Consider the following 15,656-nt stretch of genomic DNA (forward strand, 5'->3'; position numbering starts at 1 on the left):
CCTCTGTACAGGACAAAAGCTTGAAGGGTAGATAGGAAAAGGGTTTCATGGAATTGCGAAAGACTAACGAAACCCTTATGGAACAGGTTACTCTACTGCGCGATACCCTGCGGAGTCATCTCAACTGGCACGGGGTTCACTTCACTGCTAGCCCGCAGTTGCAACTGGCTGCGCGATTACCTCATCCACAGCCCCGATGTCAGCGATGCCGATCGTGCCCTCTGTGATATCCCACCCCGGGGTGGTGAGTAACGAGCTTGCCCTGAGCGCAGTCGAAGGGTAAAGAGCCTGTCCTGTAAGGCTTTCAGCCAGGCTCCGCCAAGCGCGTCAGCGGCTCCGCAGGAGCAACGTAGTCGTTTCGCCAAGCGACATGAACGGCTTTACCTGCCCGGAGGGAATAGGGTGGCGAGTAAAGAGTGATACCAATTCTCCAACAACTGACTACACATGATCTCCCGTAGGGGCGCACAGCCGTGCGCCCAGCGCAATATCTCGGTATAAGCACAGACCGAGGCATTCTCGTTGGCGATAGCCTGCCTTTGGCATCGGGTAACGCGACCATGACTGCTGGTGGAGCTTCAAAGCTGGGTTTGCATCACAGAGAGTCAGGCGAGATGGCCGCAAAAACTCCATAGCTTCCCATCTCTAACTATCACACTGCTATTTTTAGTGGGCGCCCTGTCATGTTGAGCTGGCCCCCATAGAGTTTTCTCTGGGCCGCAGTCATTTCTCTGTGGTACTCCTCTATTTCGGGGCGATCCCCATAGAGTTTTCTTTGGGCCGCAACGATTTCTTTGCGGTACTTATCTATAGCTGAGCGGTCCCCAGTCATTTCTGACCGGTCCCCATAGATTCCCGTCTGGGCCGCAACAATTTTCATCCGGTGCTTCTCTATGGTTGAGCGGGCCTCGATCAAATTTACTGCAATCCCTAGCTGACCAAGGCAGGCCATAGATAGCGTCCATAACAAACCATCCCGCCATCCTCAGACTCCGAGTCGCGCCCACACTAAACATACAAGAAGGACCCTCGCTACCCTGTCGATGCAACGCGATCTTAAACGACCACTCGACCAGCCCTTCCGTAGGGTCCAGGGCGGCGGAACGCCCTGGTAGAGGGGGTTCCGGGGGAGCCGGATGAGCACCCCGAGCTACGCCATTAAGTGCGGTCTTACCGAGGTCTCAATCCCCTATCAACAAGCCCACCCCAGGCCAAATCTCCACACCCACAGACCGTCTGCTACCCGCGTAGCCCCCCCTGGATTCTGAGTCGCGCTGCACTTGCCCGGAATGACGGGCACTTTTTCATTAGGGGTGAGACCCTAAATAATGAAGCTCTGACCTTAAACAAACAATTGGGGTCAGAGACTGACCCGTTCTATCTTTTTCCTAGAACGGTTTACCCCTCGCCCCCAAACGATCTGTCGGTGATGTTCTAGACATGAGGGGGCCTCTGGGCCATGGGGCAAGTATGTTTTTGATGACCGATGCCGGATTTGTGCCCTATGTCGTCTATCTCTATCTGGTTCCGGTGTGGACCTGGCTGAGGTCGCCAACGTTAGCCGCCGGTGCCAGCGACCACCAGCCGGGAGTGGGCTGTCTAATAGGGAGCGTTGGTCTCGAGAGGGCCGGCTGTGTTGAGGCTGGCATCTCCAACAGATCACCTGGCTCGGCTCGAGCTATGATGGCGGCAATGTTTTACCCGTATTGGCTTATGCAACCACGATTACTCTGGTTACCCATCTTGCTGGCGGTCGTCGGGCTACCGGCTAAGGCCCTGGCCCATGCCGTCGAAACCCACTACGTCCTCGACGATGTCCTCGAGTTTCAATCCACCTACAGCACCGGCGAGCCTATGGCCGAGGCTACGGTCGAGATCTATGCTCCCAACAACTCCGAGGAACCCTGGCTGGTCACCACCACCGATGAGCTGGGACGCTTTTCCTTCTTGCCCGATGCCTCTCTACCCGGCGACTGGGATGTCGTCATTCGCCAAGAGGGCCACGGCGATATTCTCACAGTGCCTGTAGAAGCCGACGGCGGCATTGATGTCGACGCCATCGTCAATCGGCTCTCCCAAGATATTCACTACGCCGCTACCCCGGCCCTGCTAGCCAGCTCCACGGCAGTCGGCCTAGGGGGCATTGCCCTGGCCTTCAGCCGTCGCCGTCGAATGAGTGACGAGTGACGAGTGACGAGTGACGAGTAAAGAGTGATAAGTGGATGGGGAAAAGGCAAAACGGAGGACGGAGGGCGGAGAGAGGGATGTGGGGTGATGGGGTGATGGGGAGGACGGAGGAGAGTTTTAAGGTCTTAGGGTTGAGTTTTGAGTTTTGAGTTCTTCCGGTAATGATTGAATTCAATCCTCAATAGATCAACGGTCAAAACGTCCTTTCCTGCACAAGTCTGTCTCTGCTTTGGTTTACTCGTCAGATAGAAGAGCCCTATCGCCTCTTCGCCGATGCAACGCGATCCATCACTACTCACCGATATGACCTTCCGCGGGGTCCAGGGCGGCGGAACGCCCTGGCCGTAGGAGTCCGAGGGGAGCGAAATCCCCTCGGGCGAGCACCCCGAGCTACACCATCAAGTGTGGCCTTACCGAGGTTCAGCGCCACTGAGCGACACCCCCTGCCACTTCTCTACTCGCCCACCTCCAATACGGCTGTCTTAATAGCAGCAATATCGCGGTCAGCATAGCCCTCTTGCGCCTTCAGGTGTCCCCACACCGGCTGAGGCCAGCAGGGATCCTCAGGGCGGCGGCCGATCACATGCAAATGCAGCTGGGGCACGAGATTGCCGATGGCGCCGAAATTGATCTTGGCATAGCCAGCCTGCTGCTTGATGTAGCGGGCCACCTGGCGGCACTCCTCTAAGACGGCCTGGGCTTCCTCCGGCGGTAGCTCTAGCAGATCGGTGATCTCGGTGTCGGGCACCAGAATGAACCAGAGCACCGCTGCATTTTTGTGCAGCAACAGCTGACAGTGAGAGAGTCGACCCAATTGATGGCACTCTGCCAGCAGTTGCGGATGAAGCTGAAATGTCGTCATGGTTAAGGTCCTGAATCCAGCGCGATTTCAGTATCTGACACTGCTTTCAGGAATTGACGGCATCACCGGAACACTTCACTGGACAAACATCCTGGGCTCCTATACTGAAGGAGTTACTTCACAGCAGATCTAATTTGATTCCATGGATTACTCAGGAGGACGTGATAGATGAGCCGTCTAATCATTTTTAAGACTGACTATCTGAGTGCTCCCGGATGTGAAGAGCGTACCTTAAAACACAGTGGAGTCCTGGTTTAGGGGTGCGAGTCTGCGGCTTCTTTAGCCTCGTCGATTGCCATGGCGGCCTCGGGCTTCCCCTGCTCTAACACATCGATGATCCAGGCTTCTTCGATCCAGACCTTGCTGATCACCGCCATGGGCAGGGCCAAGATCAGGCCCAAGGGACCTAGAAAGGTGGCAAAGAAGATCTGGGCGATCAGGGTGGCAGCCGGCAGCAGGGACACCTGCTTCTGCATCATCATGGGGCTGAACCAGTAGCTCTCCAGGTTCTGAATCAGCACGTAGAGAACGAGCACGGCCACCGACTTGCCGGGTGACTGCAGCAGGGCCACAATCACGGGGAACACGGCGCTGATGGCTGGGCCGATGTTGGGAATGAAGTTAAATAGCCCTGCCAGCACAGCATGGGCAAAGGCATAGGGCACCCCCAACAGCACCAGCCCGGTAAAGCTGAGGATGGCGACAAAGGCAGAGTTGAAGCCGACGCCTCCCAGCCAGTTCAGCAAGGCCACTTCACACTTGGCCAGAATGTCGTTGGCCCGACGGCGATACCAGGACGGCAACAGGCGCAGTAACAGGTGTCGGTAGGCCGGGGGATCGGTCAAAAACATCAGGGTGAGGGCGATCACCAGCAGCAGCTGCAGCAAAATGGCGACGGAGCTGGAGAAGAAGTTGAAGAAATTGCCGAAGACTCGGCTGCCGATGCTGCCCACCTGTTGAATCAAGTCGGCATAGTCGGGCACCTGGACGTCCTGCTGGGGAAACCAATCGGGGGGATTCTGGGCCAGTAGGTTGAGCCAGTCACGAATTTGATCGAACCCGGTGGGAATCAGCTCTAGGAGTTCCTCAAACTGAGTGACAAAGAGGGGAACCACTAAGCCCACAAAGACCAAGCTGGCCAGGAAGGTCAGCCCTAGGGCCACGAACACGGCCCGTCCCCGGGGCCAGCGGAACCATCGCATCAGCTTGCGCACCAAGCTATTGAGGGCGATGGCGATGACCATGGAGGCAAAAATTAGCAGCACGATCTGCCGGAATTGCCACAGGATGATCAGGGCAATGACTAGGCAAACCAGGCTAATCCAGTCGGGGAGTTTCACGGGGGCACAGCCTATACATGGCTCTGCTGCAACTATAGCGGTGATCTGAGCCAGTAGATATGGCGTTGACCAGTTCGCTCAGTCGCGGTCAGGGAAACTAGGAGCTAGGGGAATGGCGATGGTTTCACGTCACTGCAGTTGATGGCCACACTGGCCGCAGAAGCGATCGCTAGGGCTGACGGGCTGACCACATTGGGTGCAGAAGCGACGATTGCCGGCACTGGTATCGGCATTGGCCGGGCGATTCTGCCCTGACTCGCCCATGCTCATGGCCATGTTCCCCATGCGCATTTGCATCGGTTGGGTATTCATCTGCATGTCTCCCATGGTCATGGGCTGCATTGGCTGCATCGGCTGCATCGGCTGCATCGGCTGCATCGGTTCCATGTCGGGAATCGATGGGGTGGCTGGGGCTGCCGCCTGCTGCATGCCCATTTGCTGACAATTGCTCAGGTCGGGGGCTGACCCCAAGGCTCCCATCTGGTTGCCTTGCAGCTGTAGGTAGTGATCGCCCTGGGCTGTCGATAGCTTGATGAAGACATTGGCCCCACGGCGATACATTTCTGGAGGCTGGGTCCAGGCGCCGACCTGGAAGCGACTGCTCGCTTGTTGCTGCTGACCCGCACTGCTGGAGGCCAGGGTGATGATGGTGTCGGCACCGGCGTTGCTGAGGTAAATCCGCTGGCCGCTGCCTAGGTCACAGGTATATGCCATGATTGTTGCGCGGGTGAACTCCTGTTTTATTGTGATTTTAGTGCGCTTGCGATCGCATCTATGCCTCAGGGTTTTTACTCCCTCTGCCCTCCCCAACTGGACTGGGCATCACCGCCCCCGGCCTGGAATATCCCCCCTGCCGGAGCCTGGCCCAGACTTTTCAAACTCCCTTGGGCCATGTTAAGTCTGACTAAATAGCCCCCTTCCGTGCAGCCCCGTGGCCACCAAAAAAACATCGGGTAAGAGTCGATCCAGCAGTCAGCAGAACTCCTCGGCGCCGACGACATCCTCATCGTCGGCAGGATTCAAGGTGCAGATTTTTTATCTGGCCGCCCGCAGCAGCAATATCCCCAAGGCCCCGGTCAAAGATGCCCTGTGGTTTGCCACCTACCCGTTGATTCCGCGCCTGGGAGACTGCCTATTCCACGATGGCGTCTACTACAAAGTCGAGCGGGTCTTCCTCTACGAAAACACCGCCCCCGGCTGGTGTGCCGACCTGGAAGTCAGCTACTACGGTCGCCGCTGATGGGCGGGGCGTAGATGATGGGTAGTGCTCACGACCCATCTGTGAGTGGCTCGTGAAATTTATGCATGATTTCCGTAAACCCACCTAGAGGCCATGATCAATCCAGTAGGGTGAAAACATGGCCCAGCCGGTCATGGTCATCTCTGTTCGGTATCAACATACGGTGTCTCCTAAAACGGCTCCCTCAGCGAGAAGCTGGGGGATTTTTTTATTCCAGGTCAAGCCAACCGGATAGCGCCGATGTTGACGCGACAACGGCAATCGTGGACGATGCCTCTGAGACGCCTCAACCTAGCCCAACAACTACTCACCCTAATGGCCAAGTGCGATCGCAAGATTCTCCCTCTCTGCCAACCAGTCAGGCCATTGCCGAAGATACCCCATCCTCAGCACCGAAACAGCCCTAAGAAGACATTTGGAAACTCGGCTGAAAGCCCTGCCAGGCAAGCGTTTTAGAGCGTATGGTTCTGTTGGCCAGAATCCAGTCTAGAGCAAGGTTGCCGGGTCCTTTCCAAATATCCTCTAAAGTGAGTTAGGTTAACAGCAATAGAATGCTAACCAGTGGGTTGTGGGTTGCCATTAGACAGATGGTCCTTCAGAGCACTCCCATCAATTGCATATCAGGAGAGCCTTAGAATCTTGCCTGAGCTGTGGCCAACCAACCATCGATCAGATCACATCAGATCACAAAAGTTTACATCTTTGATTGCAGCGTTATCCCCGCAGGTAAAGCAAATCCAAAGTTTCCCCCCCTTTCCCGGCGATCCACCTAGGATCTCAGATAGTTGCGCATTAATTTTTCTGCCTTCAGTGATTAATCTCCCGCCTGAGGCCGAAAACTTGACCGGCTTTTCTCCGACGATGACATCACTCCGATGATGGAGTATTGGCTATGAAACAAATTCCCGCATCTCTGCTGACCCTGGTAATCGGTGTCGTGGTCACGCTCATCAGCCTTTGGGTCGGGCAGAACCACGGCTGGTTACCTGAGCAAGCCTCAGAGCAAGCCGTCTTAGTCGATGACTTCTTTAATGTCATGGTGGTCATCGCCACAGCTCTCTTTCTGGTGGTCCAGGGCGCCATTCTGTTCGCTTTATTTCAGTTCCGCCAGCGCCAAGGCGACACCACAGATGGCGAGCCCATCGAAGGCAATTTACCCTTAGAAGCCTTCTGGACAGCCATTCCCGCCGTGATTGTCATTGGTCTTGGCACCTACAGCGTCTATGTATTCCAGGAGATGGGAGGCTTTAATCCTGGTCTGCAGGAAGCCAACAGCCAAGGCACCATGGTGGCCCAAGTCATGGATGAGCAGGTTAGCGATGTCGGGGCTCCCCTCGTCGACCATGGCGCCGCCGACAAGCAAGTTGCCGGCAATTATGGGTTTGGTGCTTCTCCTATGAAAGAGGGCAACACGCCTGATCTCACCGTTGAGGTCAAAGGCCTCCAATACGCCTGGATCTTCACCTATCCCGACAGTGGCATCGTCGATGGCGAGCTGCATGTGCCGGCGAATCAGGATGTGCTGTTGAATATTTCCAGCCAGGATGTGATTCACTCCTTCTGGGTGCCGCAGTTTCGGCTGAAGCAAGATGCCATCCCCGGTGAGGAGACCGAACTCCGGTTCGTGGCAACGAAGCCAGGTACCTATTCGGTAGTCTGTGCCGAACTGTGTGGGGCCTATCATGGCGGCATGCGCACTCAGGTCATTGTCCACACTCCCGAGGATTTCGAGCAATGGCGAGAGAGCCGCGTTGCTCAGGCACCCCATCAGGACGAGACCGTGGCCGCTAATCCGGCAGAGATGACAGCGACTGACTATTTAGCCCCCGTTAGCCAAGCCCTAAATATCCATACCCATTCCCTCGCCCATCTTACGTCCGAGCAATAATTTCCTATCTGCCTTATGGCTCAAGCGAATCTTTCTCCCGAAGCCACGAAGACGCCCCCAATTGAAGGGCATCCCCATCTGCCAGACTGGAAATGGTATGACTATTTCACCTTCAATATCGATCACAAGGTGATCGGCATCCAGTACCTGGTGCTGGCCTTTATCTTCTATTTGATTGCTGGCTTGATGGCCGTGGCCATGCGCACCGAATTGGCCACGCCAGATTCCGACTTCATGGATCCGAGTCTGTACAATGCCCTGCTGACCAACCACGGCACCATCATGATTTTCCTGTGGATTGTGCCAGCGGCCATCGGCGGCTTCGGCAATTATTTGGTGCCGTTGATGATCGGGGCTCGAGACATGGCCTTTCCCAAGCTGAATGCCTTAGCATTCTGGCTCAACCCACCAGCTGGAGCTCTCCTACTCGGTAGTTTTCTCTTCGGGGGGGCCCAGGCAGGCTGGACCTCCTATCCTCCCCTCAGCGTGATTACCGCCAATACGGCCCAGTCGATGTGGATCCTAGCCGTCGTACTGGTGGGGACCTCCTCGATTATGGGCTCCGTCAACTTCTTGGTCACCATCTGGAAGATGCGGGTGCCTAGCATGAAGTGGGATCAACTGCCCCTGTTTTGCTGGGCCATGGTGGCTACGTCATTTTTGGCCCTCTTCTCCACGCCGGTGTTAGCGGCAGGGCTGATTTTACTGCTGTTTGACATCAACTTCGGCACTGGCTTCTTCCAACCCGATGCCGGTGGCAATGTGGTGGTATACCAGCATTTGTTCTGGTTTTACTCCCACCCGGCGGTGTATCTGATGATTTTGCCCATCTTCGGTATCATGTCGGAGGTGATCCCGGTCCATGCCCGCAAGCCCATCTTTGGCTATAAGGCCATTGCCTATTCCTCTTTGACGATTTCCATCGTGGGGCTGTTTGTGTGGGTACACCACATGTTCACCAGCGGCACCCCTCCCTGGATGCGGATCTTCTTTACCATCTCCACCCTGATTGTGGCCGTGCCGACGGGCATTAAGATCTTCAGCTGGGTGGCCACGCTGTGGGGCGGCAAGATTCGCTTCACCAGTGCCATGTTGTTTGCCGTTGGCCTGCTGTCGATGTTCGTCTTCGGCGGCCTCAGCGGCGTTACTTTGGGCACGGCTCCCTTCGACATCCACGTCCACGACACCTATTACGTGGTGGGTCATTTTCACTATGTGCTGTTTGGCGGCTCGGTCTTCGGCATCTATGCCGGTATCTACCACTGGTTCCCCAAGATGACTGGGCGCATGCTGAATGAGACCCTAGGCCGACTGCACTTTGTCCTGACGTTCATCGGCACCAACCTGACCTTCGCACCCATGCACGAATTGGGCATGCAGGGCATGCCTCGACGGGTGGCCATGTACGATCCGCAGTTTGTCGGGCTGAATCAGCTGGCCACAATCGGGGCATTCACCCTGGGCATTTCAGTGCTGCCGATGTTGATCAACGTAATCTGGAGTTGGAGCCGCGGTCCCAAGGCGGGAGGCAATCCCTGGAATGCCCTGACCCTGGAGTGGACCACGCCCTCCCCGCCACCGGTGGAGAACTGGACGATATTGCCGGCGGTCACCCATGGTCCCTACGAGTATGGGGTGGGCATTCAGCCTCCCCAACCGGATCAGCCAGCCTTAGATGAGGCATGAGGTCTCCTCAGTCGTGATTGGGGCCCCACTGAGGGGCTTTCCCTTTCACTCTGGTTCTGGTTAACCCTGACGTTGTCGTTCAATGGATGTCTATGCAAGGTACCGTCGACTCTCAGCCAGCTGCTTCCACAGCCACAGCAGCCCATCATCACGAAGAGCATCCTGATTTGCGAGTGCTGGGGCTGATTACGTTTTTGGCCTCGGAATTTCTCATGTTCTGTGGCTTCTTTGCCGTCTATTTAATCTATCGCTCGGCCTTGGCGGAGTGGCCACCGGAAGAAACGGAGGTGGAGCTGCTGTTGCCTGCCGTTAACACGGTGATTCTGGTGTCCTCCAGTCTTGTCATTCACTGGGGAGATACGGCCATCAAGCAAGGCGATGTAGCGGGCCTGCGTAAGTGGTATATCGTCACCGCCCTGATGGGAACGGTATTCCTAGGTGGTCAAATCTATGAGTACGCCACCCTGGGTTATGGTCTTCGTACTAATCTGTTCAGCAACTGCTTCTACTTGATGACCGGCTTCCACGGTCTCCATGTATTCATTGGCTTACTGCTAATCTTGGGTGTGCTGTGGCGGTCGCGTCGCCCGGGTCATTACAACGCCAACAAGCACACTGGCGTCGAAATGGCCGAAATCTATTGGCACTTCGTAGACATCGTCTGGATTGTTCTGTTTACGCTGATCTATATCCTGACGTTGTTTTGATTGGATCTTGGATCTTGTCCAGGTCAGACCTAAACGCTAGTAGGCATTACAAAAGCTGATCCAGAGATTTGTGTCGATGATCACTTTAAGGGGACTGTGGCCGGGCATGAAGTTCTTCCCTCACGGCTTCAACTTCTGCAGTAATATCTTCCATTGACAGCTCATTGGTACGAAAAGCATCGAGTAGCTGAGACAACTTTTGGTTTCTCAGCTCTTTTTCTAGTTCTTGACCGAGCTTAATTTTTTCGGACTCAGAGAGCTGCCTGACGAGCATTAGGATTTGGTCAAAGTTCAAAGGAAGTTGATAAATATTAGTGGTCATGGCAATTATCTAAGTGAGGAACTTCGGATCCATAGATTGAATCATGGAGGCAGATGGCTCAGCTTTGGAAAAAGTAGGGTCCAAACAAGAGATTCATATTTTAGTTTAAGCTTACCAAAGTCTAGAAGCGATGTTTTCATAAGGTTGAGGTCAGGGAAAGCTCCCTAGGACTTACTTCACCCGGCTTACTCGGTAGTTGCTTCTGCCACACCGCAACACTCATTGATGGCATCACTATTGCATCTTCTTCAGAGGTGTCTTCTAGAGCCAGTAGCTTGGTATCGAGGTCGTCGGATGCTTGCAATAGGGTGTCTTGTTTTTGCACCAGGACCTGTAATTCGGCGTTGCTAGACACAATAAATGACCATTTTGTAGGGCCGGCATGGCCTTTAATGCGTCGGCTAGGTGTCGCATGGCCGCTGCGGCAGCCTCAGTATCTGCTACGGTTAGGGCACAATCGCAGTCACGGATGCTATGGTGCGTATTGCGCTGAACAGGGAGGTTAACCCATGGCTAAATACGTGCTTTGGGGGCGTTACTGTGAAAACGTGCTGGAAAAACGCCAGCCTTACCGAGAGGCCCACCTGCAGGGCCTGAAGCAGCAGCAAGCGCAGGGAATTCTGGTATCCCTGGGTCCCACTGTCGACAATACCCATGTCTTTGGCATCTATGAGGCTGCGGACGAGGCGACGGTGCGGCAGTTGGTCGAGGCGGACCCTTACTGGCAGCATGGCATCTGGACCGACTATCAGGTTTACAAGTGGAACCAAGTCTTTTGAGCTGGGCTAAAGGTTGATAGGGAGAGGATGATTCTCGGTGGCCTATCCTCGCAAACGCTTTGGTCAGCACTGGTTGCGCAGCGAGCAGGTGCTGCATCGCATTCTTGAGGCGGCGGCGGTGTCGCGGTGCGATCGCATCTTAGAAATTGGCCCCGGCCAGGGCATCCTCACCCGCTGGCTGCTCTCCCTGGCAGACACGGTGATCGCGGTCGAAATCGACTGGGATCTCTGCCGCAGTCTGCAGAACCAATTCCACCAGGCCGATAACTTAGTGCTACTGCAGGGAGACTTTCTGGAGCTAGATCTGAGCCAGGCCCTGGCCCGGTATCCCGACACGCAGTGGCCCAACAAAGTCGTCGCCAACATCCCCTACTACATCACCGGCCCTATCCTAGAGCGGCTCTTGGGCACCATGGCCCAGCCTGCCCCCCATCCCTACGACTCGATCGTGCTGCTGCTGCAGCGGGATGTGGCCGAACGCCTCTACGCCAGCCCTGGCTCCAAGACCTTCGGCGCCCTATCGGTGCGGGTACAGTATCTGGCCCAGTGTGAGTTGATCTGTCCTGTGCCTCCCCAGGCCTTCCAGCCGCCACCCAAGGTAGACTCCGCCGTGGTGCGGCTGACGCCACGGCCCCAACCCTGGGTCGTCAAAGATCCTCAAAAGCTGCAACAGTGGGTCACCCTGGGCTTCGCCAACAAGCGCAAGATGTTGCGCAACAACCTCAAGGGCGTCATCGATCGAGATCATCTGATGGCAGTGATGGAACAATTGGGCCTAGACCCCAAGGCCCGGGCCGAAGATCTCAGCGTCGAGCAATGGGTGGCCCTGAGTAATCAGACCCTGACCCCCGAGCCCGAGCCCGAGACGAAAGGATAGCAGTGGCTCGAAACCCCCATCGCCGTGAGAGGATATTTGGAAAGCACCCTGCAACCTTGCTCCAGACTGGAGTCTGGTCAACAGAGCCATAGGCTCTAAAACGCTTACCTGGCAGGGCTTTCAGCCGAGTTTTCAAATGGCCTCTGAGGCAGGTGCCATGAGATGCTGAAGAGGGATCCCCTGACTCTGTCCTGAGCTGATGGTGGCAATACTCGTTTTCAAGGCATTTTAATTCATCCTTCTGCCTTCTGCTATATCCCTATGCGTCTGTATTCTCTGCTGGCCGCAGCCAAAATCAATCTTTACCTAGAAATCATCGGCGATCGGCCCGACGGCTTCCACGAACTGGTGATGGTGATGCAAAGTGTCGATCTGGCCGACCGGGTTACCGTCCGTAGTCTGGGCCCAGAAACCATTCGGATTCGCTGCGATCATCCTGAAGTCCCTACCGATGGGAGCAACTTAGCCTATCGCGCCGCCGCCTTGCTGGTAGAGGAGTTCCCTAACATCATGGCCAAATACGGCGGGGTCGAAATCACCATAGAAAAACACATCCCAGTGGGAGCCGGATTAGCCGGTGGGTCAGCCAACGCCGCGGCAGTATTGGTGGGGCTAGATCTGCTCTGGGACCTGGGCCTGACTCAGCTAGAGCTACAAACTCTGGGAGCACGGTTGGGGTCAGATGTGCCCTTTTCTTTAGTCGGGGGAACCGCCATCGCTACCGGGCGGGGAGAGCAACTCGACTTTCTCTACGGCCTCGACGGTCTCTGGGTCTTACTGGCCAAGTACCGGCAGCTATCTGTCTCTACTCCTTGGGCCTACCAAGGCTATCGTCAGCAATTTAGTCATACCTACGTCAGCGATGACGTCAGTCGGCAAGCCCGGCAAGCCCGGGTTCGCTCCGGAGCCATGGTCACCGCCCTGGGGCGCCAGGACGGCCATCAGATCGGCCAGGCCCTGCAGAATGATCTAGAAAACGTGGTCTTGCCTGCCTATCCCCAGGTGGATCGGCTACGCCAGGTGATGGCGGAGATGGGCGGCTTAGGCACTCTGATGTCAGGCTCTGGGCCTACGGTCTTCACCCTGGCCGCCACCCTGGAAGAGGCCGAGACCTTAAAACATCAGGTTTCTGAACGCTTGGCTGATACAGACTTGGAGCTCTGGGTGGCCCGTTTTACGCCCACCGGTGTGCGGCTGATGGATTGAGCCATCTATGGGATGCTAGTAAGCGTCCCCCTAAACCGAGAGGTGGGTATGGATAATTCACCGACGCCCAAGGTCGAAACCAGCCAATCGACACCGACACCCCCGGCAAAAATCTGGCGCTGCTTCAGTGGGGCCTTCATCGCCGGTAGTCTGGGCATGATACTCTACCGGTTTATGACGACTATCGCTGTGACCTTTGCCAATAAACCAGTCACCTCCGACAATCCGGCGGTGGTCAATATCTCAGCGGCCGTGCGCACCCTGGTGGTGGGTATCGTGGCCCTGGGGGCCGGGGTATTCGCCATCGCCGCCGTGGGGCTCTTCCTACTGGGCATGCAGCTGGCGGTACAGCGGCTCATGGGTCGTTCTAAGTCTTCCTCCCAGACCTAGAGTTGCAGCGTGAAGTGACGGCTGAGCGCAAACCAAGCTAGGGGACCGCGGCGCTGGGCCGTTCGCCAGACCGGAAACCGCAGATATTTAGCCAAGACGAGTCGAGCCAGCCCTTTGCCACGGCCATAGAGCCGTTCCTGCAGGTAGGCGAGCCAACTCGGTCGGCCCTTGGCCAGGCTGGCATAGAGGGGCGGAAAGGCTAGGGGACCATGGAGGACATCGGCCCGGTGCACTCGGCTGAGGCGATTCTGATGATGCTCTGGGTTGGGCAGCCCCCCATGTTCGCCATAGTTGCGGAAGGGCACGTAGTTGGTGAAGTTGCGATCGCGTAGGGAATAGTCCAAGCCAGAATCCCAGGGGGTGTAGTGGCTGGGGCCGGGATCGTGAGCTACCCCATCAGCCACCTTGATCAAATGGGCCGCACTCTTGGCCGTAATCACATAGGCCACCAGGGAGGTGGAATAGCCAATCCCATAGCCCTGGGGAGTGACCCGGTAGACCTGGGGGGCGCAGGTGTAGAGCCAGGCGATGCCCAGGCTAGGATCTTCGGGGTCGAAGCTAGCCGGTAACTGGCCAAAGGTCTGCACCGGCACGAAGTCAGCCTCCACAATCAGAGTCGGTTTATCACTGTGTCGAGCTCGCTCCCAAGCGCGGCGATGGTTCAGCAGGCAGAGAAAACTGCGGGAATAGCCCTGGTATTCGGGACGGTGGGTTTGCCGCAGCACCTGACAGCGGCAGCCGGCTCGGGTCAAGGTCTGCTCCAGGCAATCCGTGACCTCCCGGTGGGCCAGAATGAAGGTTTGCTCGATGCAGTCCACTAGAGTGTTGGCCATAGTCTTCCCCACGCCCAGGATGTAAATACCTTAAACACTAGGATGACTCAAATTGACCCTAGAGCGGGTTGAGAAGTTGCCGCATCGCTTTGCTTAAGATCATCACAATGAACTCAGTGGGCAGCATCACGGTGCGCGGTTGCAGCTTGCGTGGCCCTGGCTATGCAACATGCGATCGCATCTCGTATAGCACCGAACATCCTAGATCAGAGATAATGGCACTGTCAGCACTCGTTTTTCCCATGACCAACAACGGTGATCGCCTGGAGCGAATTGAGGCACTTGTTCACGCCAATGCAGAAGCGATTGCAGCCATGCGTGACGCCCAGGAGCATGACCGATTTGACCTGAGTGAAGCCCGTCAAATCGCTGATTCGAATGCCCGAGCCATCGCCGCCGGGGCCGAGGAAACCCGCCAACTTCGGCAAAGCTTGCAAGCCTCTATCCAAGAAACACAGCACATCGCTGATTCAAATGCCCGAGCCATCGCCGCCGGGGCCGAGGAAACCCGCCAACTTCGGCAAAGCTTGCAAGCCTCTATCCAAGAAACACAGCACATCGCTGATTCAAATGCCCGAGCCATCGCCGCCGGGGCCGAGGAAACCCGCCAACTCAGGCAGAACTTGCGGGAATTATCAGAAGAGTCTCGACAGCGACTCAATGAAAATATTGCTGATACCGTCTCGATGATCAGCGACTTAGGACAGCAGCAGGCCGAAACAGACCAGCGATTTAACACGCTTCTAGCAGAGGCCAGGGCAGATCGGTTGCGACAGCGAGCTGCTGAAGAGCGCAATCGCATTGAGCATGAGGAGTTTCGCGTTTTTATGCAAGACACATTACGGGAAATCCGCCAGATTTGGCAGCGACTGGCAGGGTAAGGCGTCTAACTGAGTCCTAGTCCTGAACAAGGGGCTGAGTTTGCATTGGAGTCAACTACACAGCTAAACGATTGCCGGTAAGGTGGTGTATTGCCAAGAATGCGATCGCATCGACATCGCCTTTCAGAGGGAAAAGCAACTCCAGGGCTGAAGCCGTAAGAAAAAGCAGGCTCTGATTGCAAGCAATAGCCGAGTGCCAGAATGGCAGCCACTCTAGAAATTTTCCTGCTGATATAAAATCCGGTTAATCACCTAGGAAAACGTTTATCTGTCATTCCCGCGTTTCGTGAAGCGAGGCCGGAGGCCTTAAGGCGGGAATCTAGGGCGTAAATCTCGGCTAGGCCCGGAGCGCTCGACCTGGATTCCGGGTCGCGCTGCGCTTGCCCGGAATGACGTAATGATGGGGTTGCAATCCTCATGGGAAACAACTTCTACAGGAGTTATGGGTTTACCATGAT

General features: G+C 56.0%; 18 protein-coding genes. 11 read left to right on the plus strand and 7 right to left on the minus strand.

Annotated elements, in window-relative coordinates; all coding sequences use genetic code 11:
• Positions 1–652: 652 nt before the first annotated feature.
• Entirely contained in the window at positions 653–952 is a 300-nt protein-coding gene (locus XM38_RS23250) for a hypothetical protein (protein ID WP_080811679.1), read from the minus strand.
• A 761-nt stretch (positions 953–1,713) separates the two neighbouring features.
• Here XM38_RS23250 and XM38_RS23255 point away from each other — a divergent pair.
• A complete protein-coding gene (locus XM38_RS23255) occupies positions 1,714–2,187 on the plus strand; it encodes a carboxypeptidase-like regulatory domain-containing protein (RefSeq protein ID WP_080811828.1) in 474 nt (157 codons plus the stop codon).
• Between the two features lie 454 nt (positions 2,188–2,641).
• On the opposite strand, the gene XM38_RS23260 is transcribed toward XM38_RS23255, so the two are convergent.
• From XM38_RS23260 to XM38_RS23270, 3 genes are all read right to left on the minus strand, one after another.
• A complete protein-coding gene (locus tag XM38_RS23260; RefSeq protein ID WP_088431191.1) occupies positions 2,642–3,049 on the minus strand; it encodes an HIT domain-containing protein in 408 nt (135 codons plus the stop codon).
• Positions 3,050–3,303: 254 nt separating this feature from the next.
• Entirely contained in the window at positions 3,304–4,389 is a 1,086-nt protein-coding gene (locus XM38_RS23265; RefSeq protein WP_080811682.1) for an AI-2E family transporter, read from the minus strand.
• Positions 4,390–4,518: 129 nt separating this feature from the next.
• Positions 4,519–5,103, minus strand: a complete 585-nt coding sequence (locus tag XM38_RS23270; RefSeq protein WP_080811683.1) for a zinc ribbon domain-containing protein — start codon at positions 5,101–5,103, stop codon at positions 4,519–4,521.
• A 310-nt stretch (positions 5,104–5,413) separates the two neighbouring features.
• On the opposite strand from XM38_RS23270, the gene XM38_RS23275 reads away from it, so the two are divergent.
• From XM38_RS23275 to XM38_RS23290, 5 genes are all read left to right on the plus strand, one after another.
• Positions 5,414–5,629, plus strand: coding sequence for a hypothetical protein (locus XM38_RS23275; RefSeq protein ID WP_225889393.1), 216 nt, complete (start codon positions 5,414–5,416; stop codon positions 5,627–5,629).
• Between the two features lie 263 nt (positions 5,630–5,892).
• Entirely contained in the window at positions 5,893–6,036 is a 144-nt protein-coding gene (locus XM38_RS26240; protein WP_187329524.1) for a hypothetical protein, read from the plus strand.
• Positions 6,037–6,521: 485 nt separating this feature from the next.
• Positions 6,522–7,517 carry a cytochrome c oxidase subunit II gene (locus XM38_RS23280; protein ID WP_088431193.1) on the plus strand — a complete coding sequence of 332 codons (996 nt, stop codon included), beginning with the start codon at positions 6,522–6,524 and terminating at the stop codon, positions 7,515–7,517.
• Between the two features lie 15 nt (positions 7,518–7,532).
• Positions 7,533–9,203 (plus strand): cytochrome c oxidase subunit I, encoded by a 1,671-nt coding sequence (gene ctaD / locus XM38_RS23285; RefSeq protein ID WP_080811689.1) that lies wholly within the window; start codon positions 7,533–7,535, stop codon positions 9,201–9,203.
• A gap of 92 nt (positions 9,204–9,295) precedes the next feature.
• Positions 9,296–9,910 carry a cytochrome c oxidase subunit 3 gene (locus XM38_RS23290; RefSeq protein WP_080811691.1) on the plus strand — a complete coding sequence of 205 codons (615 nt, stop codon included), beginning with the start codon at positions 9,296–9,298 and terminating at the stop codon, positions 9,908–9,910.
• Between the two features lie 85 nt (positions 9,911–9,995).
• Here XM38_RS23290 and vap15 read toward each other — a convergent pair whose 3' ends face one another.
• Both vap15 and XM38_RS23300 read right to left on the minus strand, forming a co-directional pair.
• A complete protein-coding gene (gene vap15, locus XM38_RS23295) occupies positions 9,996–10,232 on the minus strand; it encodes a type II toxin-antitoxin system VapB15 family antitoxin (protein ID WP_080811692.1) in 237 nt (78 codons plus the stop codon).
• A gap of 136 nt (positions 10,233–10,368) precedes the next feature.
• Positions 10,369–10,587: a hypothetical protein gene (locus XM38_RS23300; RefSeq protein WP_080811694.1), complete on the minus strand. Its 219-nt coding sequence runs from the start codon at positions 10,585–10,587 to the stop codon at positions 10,369–10,371.
• 154 nt (positions 10,588–10,741) lie between these two features.
• Between XM38_RS23300 and XM38_RS23305 the strand changes: the two genes are divergently transcribed.
• The 4 genes from XM38_RS23305 (at position 10,742) to XM38_RS23320 (ending at position 13,484) form a co-directional block, all read left to right on the plus strand.
• A complete protein-coding gene (locus XM38_RS23305; RefSeq protein ID WP_088431195.1) occupies positions 10,742–11,011 on the plus strand; it encodes a YciI family protein in 270 nt (89 codons plus the stop codon).
• Between the two features lie 37 nt (positions 11,012–11,048).
• Entirely contained in the window at positions 11,049–11,888 is an 840-nt protein-coding gene (gene rsmA / locus XM38_RS23310; RefSeq protein WP_088431197.1) for a 16S rRNA (adenine(1518)-N(6)/adenine(1519)-N(6))-dimethyltransferase RsmA, read from the plus strand.
• A 261-nt stretch (positions 11,889–12,149) separates the two neighbouring features.
• Positions 12,150–13,094 (plus strand): 4-(cytidine 5'-diphospho)-2-C-methyl-D-erythritol kinase, encoded by a 945-nt coding sequence (gene ispE / locus XM38_RS23315; protein ID WP_080811701.1) that lies wholly within the window; start codon positions 12,150–12,152, stop codon positions 13,092–13,094.
• Positions 13,095–13,142: 48 nt separating this feature from the next.
• The gene (locus tag XM38_RS23320; protein WP_080811703.1) at positions 13,143–13,484 is read left to right on the plus strand and encodes a DUF3082 domain-containing protein; all 342 of its coding nucleotides are present in this window, start codon (positions 13,143–13,145) and stop codon (positions 13,482–13,484) included.
• Here the strand turns inward: XM38_RS23320 and XM38_RS23325 are convergent.
• Positions 13,481–14,317, minus strand: coding sequence for an LPS biosynthesis glycosyltransferase (locus tag XM38_RS23325; RefSeq protein ID WP_080811705.1), 837 nt, complete (start codon positions 14,315–14,317; stop codon positions 13,481–13,483). The two genes, XM38_RS23320 and XM38_RS23325, sit on opposite strands and share 4 nt — an antisense overlap.
• A 242-nt stretch (positions 14,318–14,559) precedes the next feature.
• Here XM38_RS23325 and XM38_RS23330 point away from each other — a divergent pair, with 242 nt between their 5' ends.
• Entirely contained in the window at positions 14,560–15,198 is a 639-nt protein-coding gene (locus XM38_RS23330) for a hypothetical protein (protein ID WP_080811706.1), read from the plus strand.
• Positions 15,199–15,656: the final 458 nt, after the last annotated feature.

This window comes from Halomicronema hongdechloris C2206, from assembly GCF_002075285.3.
Lineage (GTDB): Bacteria > Cyanobacteriota > Cyanobacteriia > Phormidesmidales > Phormidesmidaceae > Halomicronema_B > Halomicronema_B hongdechloris.

Excerpts from the sequence above, each read along its gene's own strand:
- XM38_RS23280 (WP_088431193.1), top strand. The coding sequence starts at position 6,522 with ATGAAACAAATTCCCGCATCTCTGCTGACCCTGGTAATCGGTGTCGTG.
- XM38_RS23330 (WP_080811706.1), top strand. The coding sequence starts at position 14,560 with ATGACCAACAACGGTGATCGCCTGGAGCGAATTGAGGCACTTGTTCAC.
- XM38_RS23255 (WP_080811828.1), top strand. The coding sequence starts at position 1,714 with ATGCAACCACGATTACTCTGGTTACCCATCTTGCTGGCGGTCGTCGGG.
- ispE (WP_080811701.1), top strand. The coding sequence starts at position 12,150 with ATGCGTCTGTATTCTCTGCTGGCCGCAGCCAAAATCAATCTTTACCTA.
- XM38_RS23320 (WP_080811703.1), top strand. The coding sequence starts at position 13,143 with ATGGATAATTCACCGACGCCCAAGGTCGAAACCAGCCAATCGACACCG.
- XM38_RS23250 (WP_080811679.1), bottom strand. The coding sequence starts at position 952 with ATGGCCTGCCTTGGTCAGCTAGGGATTGCAGTAAATTTGATCGAGGCC.
- XM38_RS23305 (WP_088431195.1), top strand. The coding sequence starts at position 10,742 with ATGGCTAAATACGTGCTTTGGGGGCGTTACTGTGAAAACGTGCTGGAA.
- ctaD (WP_080811689.1), top strand. The coding sequence starts at position 7,533 with ATGGCTCAAGCGAATCTTTCTCCCGAAGCCACGAAGACGCCCCCAATT.
- XM38_RS23290 (WP_080811691.1), top strand. The coding sequence starts at position 9,296 with ATGCAAGGTACCGTCGACTCTCAGCCAGCTGCTTCCACAGCCACAGCA.
- XM38_RS23325 (WP_080811705.1), bottom strand. The coding sequence starts at position 14,317 with ATGGCCAACACTCTAGTGGACTGCATCGAGCAAACCTTCATTCTGGCC.
- XM38_RS23270 (WP_080811683.1), bottom strand. The coding sequence starts at position 5,103 with ATGGCATATACCTGTGACCTAGGCAGCGGCCAGCGGATTTACCTCAGC.
- XM38_RS23260 (WP_088431191.1), bottom strand. The coding sequence starts at position 3,049 with ATGACGACATTTCAGCTTCATCCGCAACTGCTGGCAGAGTGCCATCAA.
- vap15 (WP_080811692.1), bottom strand. The coding sequence starts at position 10,232 with ATGACCACTAATATTTATCAACTTCCTTTGAACTTTGACCAAATCCTA.